The organism is Mesorhizobium sp. M2A.F.Ca.ET.067.02.1.1 (assembly GCF_004023285.1).
In the GTDB taxonomy this organism is placed as follows: Bacteria; Pseudomonadota; Alphaproteobacteria; order Rhizobiales; family Rhizobiaceae; genus Mesorhizobium.
This window is the reverse complement of sequence record NZ_RZSB01000123.1, coordinates 1-10767: the sequence shown is the minus strand read 5'-3', so window position 1 is coordinate 10767 and position 10767 is coordinate 1. Positions and strand designations below refer to the sequence as shown.

At 63.8% G+C, this 10767-nt stretch carries 11 protein-coding genes; 4 read left to right on the top strand and 7 right to left on the bottom strand.

Going from position 1 to position 10767, the window contains the following annotated elements; all coding sequences use genetic code 11:
- Window positions 1–348: CHASE3 domain-containing protein (locus EOA28_RS11965; protein WP_245501512.1), on the bottom strand; the 348-nt coding region annotated here is incomplete at its 3' end.
- Window positions 349–1022: 674 nt separating this feature from the next.
- Between EOA28_RS11965 and EOA28_RS11960 the strand changes: the two genes are divergently transcribed.
- A complete protein-coding gene (locus EOA28_RS11960; RefSeq protein WP_127253722.1) occupies window positions 1023–2246 on the top strand; it encodes an anion transporter in 1224 nt (407 codons plus the stop codon).
- Between the two features lie 50 nt (window positions 2247–2296).
- Here the strand turns inward: EOA28_RS11960 and EOA28_RS11955 are convergent, their stop codons facing one another.
- Window positions 2297–2887: a TetR/AcrR family transcriptional regulator gene (locus tag EOA28_RS11955; RefSeq protein WP_126083226.1), complete on the bottom strand. Its 591-nt coding sequence runs from the start codon at window positions 2885–2887 to the stop codon at window positions 2297–2299.
- Between the two features lie 84 nt (window positions 2888–2971).
- Between EOA28_RS11955 and EOA28_RS11950 the strand changes: the two genes are divergently transcribed.
- The gene (locus EOA28_RS11950) at window positions 2972–3838 is read left to right on the top strand and encodes a crotonase/enoyl-CoA hydratase family protein (protein WP_126083225.1); all 867 of its coding nucleotides are present in this window, start codon (window positions 2972–2974) and stop codon (window positions 3836–3838) included.
- A gap of 102 nt (window positions 3839–3940) precedes the next feature.
- Here the strand turns inward: EOA28_RS11950 and EOA28_RS11945 are convergent, their stop codons facing one another.
- The 5 genes from EOA28_RS11945 to EOA28_RS11925 all read right to left on the bottom strand — a co-directional run bounded on the left by EOA28_RS11945 (window position 3941) and on the right by EOA28_RS11925 (window position 8320).
- Window positions 3941–5026 (bottom strand): HPP family protein, encoded by a 1086-nt coding sequence (locus tag EOA28_RS11945; protein ID WP_126083224.1) that lies wholly within the window; start codon window positions 5024–5026, stop codon window positions 3941–3943.
- Window positions 5027–5390: 364 nt separating this feature from the next.
- Complete coding sequence (locus EOA28_RS11940; RefSeq protein ID WP_126083223.1) at window positions 5391–5699, bottom strand: cupredoxin family copper-binding protein; 309 nt, start codon at window positions 5697–5699, stop codon at window positions 5391–5393.
- Complete coding sequence (locus EOA28_RS11935; RefSeq protein ID WP_126083222.1) at window positions 5696–6220, bottom strand: DUF4142 domain-containing protein; 525 nt, start codon at window positions 6218–6220, stop codon at window positions 5696–5698. Before EOA28_RS11935 ends, EOA28_RS11940 begins: the two co-directional genes overlap by 4 nt.
- A 93-nt stretch (window positions 6221–6313) precedes the next feature.
- Complete coding sequence (locus EOA28_RS11930; protein ID WP_127251311.1) at window positions 6314–6997, bottom strand: RNA polymerase sigma factor; 684 nt, start codon at window positions 6995–6997, stop codon at window positions 6314–6316.
- 150 nt (window positions 6998–7147) lie between these two features.
- Window positions 7148–8320: a cystathionine beta-lyase gene (locus EOA28_RS11925; RefSeq protein WP_127251312.1), complete on the bottom strand. Its 1173-nt coding sequence runs from the start codon at window positions 8318–8320 to the stop codon at window positions 7148–7150.
- A gap of 481 nt (window positions 8321–8801) precedes the next feature.
- On the opposite strand from EOA28_RS11925, the gene EOA28_RS11920 reads away from it, so the two are divergent.
- Both EOA28_RS11920 and EOA28_RS11915 read left to right on the top strand, forming a co-directional pair.
- The gene (locus EOA28_RS11920) at window positions 8802–9830 is read left to right on the top strand and encodes an amino acid ABC transporter substrate-binding protein (RefSeq protein WP_095820064.1); all 1029 of its coding nucleotides are present in this window, start codon (window positions 8802–8804) and stop codon (window positions 9828–9830) included.
- Between the two features lie 62 nt (window positions 9831–9892).
- The coding region (locus EOA28_RS11915) for an ABC transporter permease subunit (protein WP_128314914.1) at window positions 9893–10767 on the top strand (875 nt) is incomplete at its 3' end.

Sequence of the window (10767 nt, the reverse complement as noted above, 5' to 3'; positions counted from 1 at the left end):
CTTGAGCAGCGCCGGCAGCGCCTCGACCGCATGCTGGTATGGCAGCAGATAGTTTTTCTCGCCGGTCAGCAGATAGCCGCGCTGGCCGGTCTCGGCGTCCTGGGCGAGCGAAAGCAGGCTCGAGAGCGTTTGCTGGGCTTCAATTGCTTCACGGCTGGCGTCGCGGTCGGCGATCTGCGCTTCGGCGAGAATGGCGCGCGCGGTTATGATCAGCGCGACAACGGCAAAGCCGGCAAGAAGCGGAAGCGCTTGCCATCGCAGGGCGCGTCGCAGTCGGACGATCATTGCTTTGCGGGGGCCTGAGGAAATCGTGAAATTCGCCAAGTGGTAGGCGGCGCTGAAGCGCAAAGCAATAGCCAAGTCCAGCGGGCGTTGATCGCAACAGCCCCGGCGGAACCTGCCTATGTCAAACTTTAATGACGGCGGCCTTCGGCCAATGCAGAGTACAGGATTGAGCCACGGCGACGCTGTGGTCGATCGGAGGCTGTCGGGTACCGCTAGAGCAATTCCAGGAAAAGTGTGAGCGGTTTTCCGTCCGGAATTGCGTAATAACAAGGAGATAGAGCGGTTCGCCGTTTCCGTGAAACGGTGAAACGCTCTAGCTGCCGCGCCCGCTGCATTCGAGACAGGCGACGCTGTGTCCTGGGCAGTTAATCCGGTGGGTGCCCTCCGGACAGCAATGGCCGTTCGAGCTCAGCCAGCGCGCGCAAACGAAGACTTTTTTGGCTCCCTGACAGCGGGGACATTCCTGCGGACGCATCAATTCCTCCCGCGATAGGACGCGATGTTCCGCTTCAACGACCGTGTTCATCCGTTTCGTCCCCCAACGCCTGGATTTTCGGTCAGATATGTTAATTCACCGTTCTTTACATTAGGGTTTATGAATGTGAAAGCCATGAAAGCGTCATCACGCTTTGCTGCGCTTGCACGCTTTCCCTTTCCGCCGCCCTTGTTAAATGTGAGGCCGACCCGTCCTCCGGCCGATTCTGGCGGACAGGGCAGGCAACGGGAACCTTCTTGCAATGACATGGACCGGCGCGGGCGCGCTCTTCATCCTCGTGCTCACCTATGCCGGCGTCGCCGTCGGCCGCATTCCCGGGCTGCGCCTCGACCGCGCCGGAATCGCGCTGCTTGGCGGTGCCTTTATGATCGCCATCGGCGCGATCAGCATCGAGGATGCCTACAAGGCCATCAATTTCGATACCATCACGCTGCTGCTCGGCATGATGATCGTGGTCGCGCATCTGAAGGTTTCGGGCGCGTTTCGGGCGCTTGGCGGCTTTGCCATCGAACACGCCCATGCGCCCTTCATGCTCCTGGTCATGGTGACGCTGTTGACCGGCGTGCTCTCGGCCTTCCTGGTCAATGACGCGATCTGCCTGGTGATGGCGCCGATCGTCGTTCATGTCACCCGCGTCATCAACCGCAACCCGGTGCCTTACCTCATCGCCACCTGCACCGCCTCGAACTGCGGCAGCGTCGCCACCATCACCGGCAATCCGCAGAACATGGTGATCGGCGCGCTGTCCGGCATTTCCTATCCGGCCTTCACGGTGGCGCTCGCGCCGGTGGCGCTATTCGGCCTGCTCTGCGTCATCGTCATCATACGCATCGTCTACCGCGCGGAATTCTCCCGCCCCGCCGAGCTCAGCCCGGAAGTGTATCGGGGCCGCATGCTGCCCGGACAGGTGCTGAAGGCCACCATCGTCTGCGTGCTGCTGGCGCTCGCCTTCTTCGCCGGCGTTCCCGTCGCCAAGGCGGCGCTGATTGCCGGCGCTTTCCTGTTGGTCACCCGGGCAATCAAGCCTCGGCGCATCTATCGCGAGATCGACGGGCCGCTGCTCTTCATGTTCGCCGGCCTGTTCGTGGTGGTGGCAGGCGCCGAGCGCACGCTGCTCACGCCCGACATGATCGCCTGGGCGAAGAACATCGGCCTCGACGATGTCTGGCGCCTTTCGGGCTTCACCGCGGTGCTCTCCAACATCATGAGCAATGTGCCGGCGGTGCTGGCGCTGCGGCCGTTCATTCCCGGGCTGGAGAACCCGGAGCGCGCCTGGCTGGTCGTGGCGATGAGCTCGACGCTTGCCGGCAATTTCACGCTGCTCGGCTCGGTCGCCAACCTGATCGTCGCCGAGCAGGCCAAGGCTGCCGGCAAGCAGCTTTCCTTTTCCGCTTTTTTCAAGGTCGGCCTGCCGCTGACGCTGGTGACGCTTCTCGCCGGCACCGCCTGGCTGGCCTTGTCCTGAAGAGGCCGCCCCTCGAACGCCTCAATCGACGCGCCGCGAGCGTCCACGATCTAAGCTGCGTGTTTGCCTGCCATCCGCGCCCGTATCAGCGTCGCGGCGGCATGGCCGGCGGCGTTGACGTAGTCGGGATTGTGATGGATCAGCATGCTGGAAAAGGCGCCGTCCATCAAAAGCACGATCTCGCGCGCCAGCATCTTCGCCTGGGCGACATCGTGGCTTGAAAGCGCGCCGGCCAGCCATTTCTCGAAATTGGTCTTGTGGCGTGCTCCCGCCTTCACCGCCGGATGCCCCGGCATCGCCGCCAGCTCGGCCGCCGTGCGCAGGAAGCCGCAGCCCTTCCATTTGGGATGGCGGGCAACCCGCGCTAAGTTGGTGAAGATCGCCTCGACCTTTTTGTCCGCGCCGCCCTCCGCCGCATCGAACCAGCCCGCCATCTGCTCGAGATTAGGCTGGTCGCGTCCATCGAGATAGGCCGCGATCAGATCGTCCTTGCTCTTGAAATGATAGTAGAGCGTGCGCTTGGTAAGTCCTGCCTTCTCGGCCACGGCGTCGACGCTGACGCGGCCGATGCCTTCGGCATAGAAGAGCTTGGTCGCCGCATCGACCAGGCGTTTTCGCGTAGGATTGGTCTTTTCGCTCATCGTGTAAGTATACCGACTAGTGAATATACAAGCAACCGAAAGCCTGCTCCTTATCCCGCCGAACCACCGGAAAAGGAAAAAGCCATGACCGACCTTGTGCTGAGCGAGACGCGCGACCGCGTCGCGATCCTCACCCTCAACCGCCCCGACAAGCTGAATGCGCTGAATTACGCGCTGATCGACCGGCTGCTGTCGCGTCTCGACTTGATCGAGACGGATAATGACGTGCGCGCCGTCATCCTCACAGGGGCAGGGGAGCGCGCCTTTTCCGCCGGCGGCGATATCCACGAATTCTCGTTGAGCGTGGCCGAGGGCACCGATGCGGCGCTGCGCGATTTCGTCATGCGCGGCCAGCGTCTGACGGCGCGGCTGGAGGCGTTCCGCAAGCCGGTGATCGCCGCCGTCAACGGCCTAGCCTTTGGCGGCGGCTGCGAGATCACCGAAGCGGTGCCGCTGGCCGTCGCCAGCGACCGTGCCTTGTTCGCCAAGCCGGAGATCAAGCTTGCCATGCCGCCGACTTTCGGGGGCACGCAGCGGCTGCCGCGGCTTGCCGGCCGCAAGCGCGCGCTGGAGCTGCTGTTAACCGGTGAGACATTCTCCGCCGCTCGTGCCGCCGAGCTTGGCCTGGTCAACCAGGTCGTGCCGCACGAAGAGCTGATGCGGGCGGCCCTTGACCTTGCCCGCCGCATCGTCAGTCATTCGCAGACGGCGGTCGCCAGCATCCTCACAGCGGTGGCGCGTGGCATCAACTCGAGCATAGCGGAAGGCTTGCTGGTGGAGGCCGAGCAATTCGCCCGCGTGGCCCCGACAGCAGACCTGCGCGAGGGCGTGAACGCCTGGATCGAGCGGCGGCAGGCGGTCTATGACGGCTCATGGGCGCATGTCGCCCGGCCGGACAAGGCCACTGGCGCCACGCGGCGTCTCGACCGGGCGGTCCACTTGCCTGGCTGACGCCCTGTCTGAAGCGGCTCGGCTTTTCACTGAAGCGCTGAACCGCTTCAGGTTCCATGCACTTTCAGGCGGAAGACCGTGACCATGGTCCTCGAATTGCTCCTAGGCCACCGCTTTCAACGGCGCCTTGCCTGCCTGCTGCACGCGCGCAGCCGCAGCCAGCAGATCGGTCTGCGTGATCAGCCCAAGTATATGCCGGCCGCCATCGACGATCACCACCGCATGACTGCGCCCGTCGGTCAGTGTCGGCAGCAGGCTCATCGCCGGCATGTCGGGCAAAGCGGTGCTTGCTTTCGACATCACCCCTCCCACCGTGTCGGTCGCTCTCGTCAGCTCGCGCAGGCCGATTGCGCCGGTGAGCCGTCCTTCCGCGTCGACGACCGGCAAGGTGCGGATGTTGTGGTCGATCAAAAGGTTGCGCGCCTCGTCGGCTGAAGCCGTCTCCGGCACCGAGATCACATCGCGGGACATGATGTCCCGGCAAAGCAGCGTGCGCTGCGAGCGCACCATTGCCTGCAGCTCGACCTGGCGCAGCAGCCGCTCCAGGTCATCGCGGTCGATGTCGAAGGTTTCGTCGAGCGCCGAGAGCGCCGCATCGACATCCTCGGGCCGAAACCCGACGCGCTCGGCCGGCGGCCGGTCGGCTGTGCCGTGACTGCTGTTGGCCGGCACATGAACATGGGGATAGTTGCGGCGCGACAGCTTGTGGAAGAGGAAGCCGAGCGCGACCAGGACGGTTGAGTTCAGCGCCACCGGCACAAACGGAAACAGGAAGCCGGCCGCCGCAACCGCCGGCCCGCCGAGCACGCCGGTAAGCGCCGCCGCGCCGCCCGGCGGATGCAATGATCGCGTGAACGACATGGCGGCGATCGCCAGCGCCACCGCAAGGCCGGAGGCGATCACCGTGTCATGCACAAAATGCGCCACCGTCACCCCGACCAGCGCCGAAATCGTGTTGCCTCCGATGATGGACCAGGGCTGCGCCAGCGGGCTCGAGGGAACGGCAAAGAGCAGCACGGCGGAAGCGCCCATCGGCGCCACCAGCATCGCCACAAGCGGGCCGCTGCCCATGGCAAGCCCGCTGATCATGCCGGTGAGCGCGATGCCGATGGTCGCGCCGATGCAGGCGAGCAGCCGCTCGCGAAGCGTCGCTCCGGCGAGGATTGGAACAAAGAGGCGAAACGCCATGGCAGGCCCTGGATCGAATGGGTGGAATTGCGCTGCACGCAATGCCGCTGAAGTCACGGATTTGGAAGCCAAACCAATCCGTATATTCGCGGCCGGAGGGAATATTATTGCGCGGCACGCTGCGGAGGACATGCCGCCAGCGGCCCAGGCTTTGTCAATCGCGTCAAGGCGTTGATGGTTAGCAGTATCCGCTGGGCAACTCGCCGGAAGTCCCCGCTTCGGCTAAGGGTGCGTTGGCGCAGTATAGCGGCGGGCCGCGGCCGGGCAGGGTGGGTTGCGCGCCGGCATTCGGAAGATTGCCGCCAAGCAAGCGAGGCGCCGTGCGCGCCTCGCTCTCCCAGCGCCGGGCCAGGGGGCGGCGGGTTTAGGGGGCCACCCCGATATGGCCCTTCATGTTGGGATGGAAGCGGCAGAAATAGTCGACCTCTCCCGCCGCCTTCAGCGTGACCTTGCCCTTCGACTTTGCCGGGATCATCACATCCCAGCCGCCTTTGACCGTGGCGGTGTGGGCGAGAATATCCTTGTTTGTCCACTCAATCGTGTCGCCAACTTTGGCCTTAACGCTCGCCGGCGAGAACACCAGCTTGTCGATCGTCACCTCGATGGTCGCCGCGAAGGCTGGCGGTGCCATGAGCACCGTCACCAGCATCGACGCAAGAAGCAGCGGCCTCATTTCAGCATGCCGGCGACATGTTCGGCATGCTGCTCATGTCCCTGGAAGATCTTGAGCCCGGTCTCCAGCAGGCTCTTCAACTCGGCATTGCTGGCCGAGGGGATGAGCAGCGTTTCGAGCGCACCGTTGACCTGCTTGTGATAGGCCACTTCGTTCTCGATATAGGCTTTGTCGAACTCGGAGCCCTTGAGCTTCGCCAGCTTGGCGCGCTCCTCCTTGGCAGCCTTGGCCAGCGCCTTGCTGGTGTCATTATCCTCGGGCGTGACCTTCAGCTTCTTCACCAGGTCGAGCGCTTGGCTGTTCACCGCCTCATGGTCGCGCTCCATGTCCTTGGCGAAGGCGACGATCTCCTTGTTCTTGGACGTCTTGATCGCCAGCTTGGCCGCCTCGATGTCGATCGAGCCGGCTGTATAGGCGATGTGGGCGATCTGCGGGTCGGTGGGCTTGTCGGCGGCCAGCGCCAGCGGCGCGTTGCTCATCAGGAAAAGGGCGGCGAGGGCGGCGGTCGGTCGCATGAACATGGCATCTCCTTCGCCCGGCGCATCGGCTTCGGGCTTCATCTGAGGGTTGACGGCCATTGGATGCCGGGAAGCGAGAAACGTTCCCCGGGAAAGTCAGCCTTCGAAACCCAAGCGCTTCATCACCGCCTGCGTCAGCCGCTCGCAGCGCCGGCCGGCGAAGGGGAAGGCGTCGAGCAGCACCGGACCGATCTCGTCGTCCAGCGCCTTGCGCACCAGGGCGCGCGCCCGGTGCAGCCGTGTCTTAACTGTCTCAGGCCGCACGCCCAGAAGGTCGGCCGTTTCCACGATGCTGAGGCCCTCGATGACACGGGCGACGAAAACGCTGCGATAGACATCGGGAAGGCTGTCGGTCGCCCGTTCGACAAGCCCGAGGATTTGTCGCTGCGCCATTGTCCGCTCCGGATCGTCGCTTGGATTGAGGGGAAACGGGATGACCCGCGCCTCCGGGATTTCGGGCATCGCCACCATGCGCTTGCGCTTGCGCAGCCGGCCGAGCGCCTCGTTGATGACGATGCGCGACAGCCAGGTCGACAAAGAGGCCTCGCCGCGAAAGGCGCCGAGAATGGCGAAGGCGCGCATATAGGCCTCCTGCACGATGTCCTCGGCCTCAGCATCGTTGCGCACCACGCCGCGCGCGATGCGGTAGAGCCGCTGATTGTGCGTCTTGATGATGGCACGGCACGCATCCGGATCGCGCGCCAGCGCCCGGCGCACCAGCGCCATGTCGCCGGCCGCTGCCGCGCCGATCCCGGCGGCTTCAATAGCGGGCCTTCTCATCTCGCTCGATCCCCCGGCAGTTTTGCATCCGCAATTGGATGCGCCTGCCGGCAAAAGGTTCCCGAGTTGATTGCGCGGGCTATGCTATCGCTTCGGCCCAGGCATGTCTGCGGCTGCAAATGTGGCGGCCGGCGCCTACTGATCAGCTCGTCACTCGACGGCAGCCGCCGCCGCCAGCCCACGCGCGATGTCGGCCTTGAGGTCTTCGACATCCTCAAGCCCGATCTGCAAGCGGATCAGCGAACCGGCATACGAGCCCTTGGCAAGCGTGCGGTCGCCGAGGAAGACCGGAACGGCGAGGCTCTCATAGCCGCCCCAGGAATAGCCGAGACCGAAGATCTTGAGCGCGTCGAGGAAGGCGTGCTGGGCCTTCTGGCCGCCGCCGTCGAGCACGATCGAGAAGACGCCGCTCGAGCCGCAGAAATCGCGCTTCCAGAGCGCATGGTCGGGATGGCTTTCGAGTGCCGGATGCAGCACCTGCGCGACCGCGGCCTGCTCCTCCAGCCAGCGCGCGATATCGAGCGCGGACTTGCGGTGATGTTCGAGCCGCACCCCCATCGTGCGCAGGCCGCGCAGCACCTGGTAGATGTCGTCGGGTCCCGAACAGCATCCGAGGGTGCAGAAGCCATCATAGAGCTGCTTCCAATATGTCTCGTTGGCCGAAACCAGGCCGAGCAGCACGTCGGAATGTCCGGCCGGATATTTCGTCGCCGCCTGGATCGAGATGTCGACGCCATGGTCGAGTGGCTTGAAATAGAGCGGCGTCGCCCAGGTGTTGTCCATCATCACGATGGCGCCCGCTTCATGCGCAGCCTTGGCGATGGCCGGGATGTCCTGCACCTCATAGGTGTTCGATCCCGGCGATTCGGTGAACACCACCTTGGTGTTGGGCCTGATCAGCGAAGAAATGCCGGCCCCGATGCGCGGCTCGTAATATTCGACCTCGACGCCGAGTCGCTTCAGCATCGTATCGGCGAAGTGGCGCGTCGGGTGATAGACGCTGTCGACGATCAAGAGATGGTCGCCGGCGGCGAGGAAGGCGAGCAGCGGTACCGTCACCGCCGCCAGTCCCGAAGGCACCGCGATGGTGCCGGCCGAGCCTTCAAGCGCGTCGACGGCGAGCGTCAGCGCATCCATCGTTGGCGTGCCGCGCGTGCCGTATGTGTATTTCTGGCTGCGTCCGGCCATCGAAGCGGCATCGGCGTAAAGCACCGTGGAGGCGTGCACGACCGGCGGGTTGACGAAGCCGAAATAGTCGCGCGGGTTGTTGCCGGAATGGGCAAGCAGCGTGTTGGTGCGCATTTCGATGCCGTCTTTACCCATGGTTCGTCGCCAGCCATTTCATGTAAGGGGTCGAATGATGTCAGGGGACAGCCATAAAGCGGCGGCCAAGCCCGCGCAACCGCGCCAGGCCCGCCAAAAGCCCGTCTTCGGCTAGGCCAATCCAAGCCCGCCCGCGCCCAACAAAGCACCGCTATTGCCGAAGCGGATTCGGCCGCCGGCTCATGGATTCGCACCGTTGCAACTTGACTGATTTGTTCGCATGGACTGCCGATTTCATGGGCTCTTGTCCGCAATTCAGGCATTTGCGGCAATTGCTTTTCAAACCTTTGGGGTTTCGGTCATTTCCCTTGACCTCACAGGAATAATCGCCTTCGATGCGTTTCGTGAATGGGAGGCAGCGCATCGGCAACTGATGCGGGTCCGGGAGTGGGCCTGAAGTGGGAGCTGCATTCACAAACGAAAAAAGATCAAGCGTCGCCTGACAGCAGGGGCGCCTGTAACAGAAAAGGGTATGTGGGTCATGAAACACATTGCAATCGGCATTCTTGGCGCCGCCGCGCTCGGGTTCATGGCGTCCGCCGCTTCGGCAGGCACGCTCGATACCGTGAAGCAGAAGGGCTTTCTTCAGTGCGGCGTCTCGACCGGCCTCGCCGGCTTTTCGGCGCCGGACGACAAGGGTGACTGGAAAGGCATCGACGCGGACTTCTGCCGCGCCGTTGCGGCCGCCGTTTTCGGTGACGCCTCCAAGGTCAAGTTCACGCCGCTCAGCGCCAAGGAGCGTTTCACCGCGCTGCAGTCGGGCGAGATCGACCTCCTGTCGCGCAACACCACCTGGACCAGCAACCGCGACAGCGCGCTCGGTCTCGATTTCGTCGGCGTCACCTACTATGACGGCCAGGGCTTCATGATCAACGCCAAGAAGCTGCCGGGCGTGAATTCCGCGCTGCAGCTTTCGGGCGCCGCCGTCTGCGTGCAGAGCGGCACCACGACCGAGCTCAACCTCGCCGACTACTTCAAGAAGAACAAGATGGAATACAATCCCGTCGTGTTCGAGAAGCTCGAAGAGGTCAACGCCGCCTATGACGCCGGCCGCTGCGACGCTTACACCACCGACCAGTCCGGCCTCTATGGCATCCGCCTGACGCTGTCATCGCCGGCCGACCATGTCGTGCTGCCCGAGATCATCTCCAAGGAGCCGCTTGGCCCGGCCGTGCGCCAGGGCGACGACCAGTGGGCGCATATCGCGCGCTGGACCTATTTCGCGCTTTTGAACGCCGAGGAAGCCGGCGTCACGCAGGCGAATGTCGAGGAGATGAAGACGTCGACCGACCCGAACATCCAGCGCCTGCTCGGCACAGAGCCAGATGGCAAGTATGGCGCCGATCTCGGCCTCTCCAACGACTTTGTCGTCAACATCGTCAAGGCTGTCGGCAACTACGGCGAAATGTTCGAGCGAAATGTCGGCTCGGGCAGCCCGCTCAAGATCGCGCGAGGGATCAACGCGCTGTGGACCAAGGGCGGCCTGCAATACGGCCCGCCGATCCGCTGATCGAAACGTGATCCGGGAGGCAGGTCGTCTGCCTCCCGGTTTCTCTTTCCAGGGGACGGTCCATGGCTTCGCAGGAAATCCTTCGCGAGGAGCCGACCCGCGGCTCCTTCATCAATGACCCGAGAATACGCAGCCTGTTCTTTCAGACGCTGGTCGTGATCCTGCTGTTCATCTCGATCTGGTGGATCGTCCACAACGTCATCGAAAACCTCCAGCGCCTGCACATTGCATCAGGCTTCGGCTTCCTGAAGAGCAGGGCCGGCTTCGACATCTCCGACACGCCGATCGCCTACACGTCTGACTCGACCTATTTCCGTGCGCTGGTCGTCGGTCTGCTCAACACGATCATCATTGCCGTCGCCGGCATCGTGCTTGCCACCATCGTCGGCTTCCTCATCGGCATAGGACGCCTGTCGCAGAACTGGCTGATCCGCAAGATCTGCACGGTTTATGTCGAGATCTTCCGCAACATCCCGCCGCTGCTGGTCATCTTCTTCTGGTATTCCGGCGTGCTCGCCGTGCTGCCGCCGCCGCGCGAGAGCATCCATCTGCCCCTCGGCTCCTTTCTCAACCAGCGTGGTTTCTATCTACCGCGGGCCGTCTGGGGGGATGGCTCCTGGCTGATCGGCGTCGCATTGCTGCTCGCCATCGCGATGGCATGGTTCGTCGCCCACAGGGCGCGGCAGCGGCAGCGGGCAACCGGCCAGCAATTCCCGGTGTTCTGGACGTCGGTCGCTCTCATCATCGGCCTGCCGGTGCTTGCTTTCCTGCTCAGCGGCATGCCGCTCACCTTCGATTTCCCGAAGCAGTCGACCTTCAACCTGACCGGCGGCTTCTGGATCAAGCCGGAGTTCCTGTCGCTGCTGTTGGCGCTATCCTTCTACACGGCGGCCTTCATCGCCGAAATCGTGCGCGCCGGCATCAGGGGCGTCAGCAG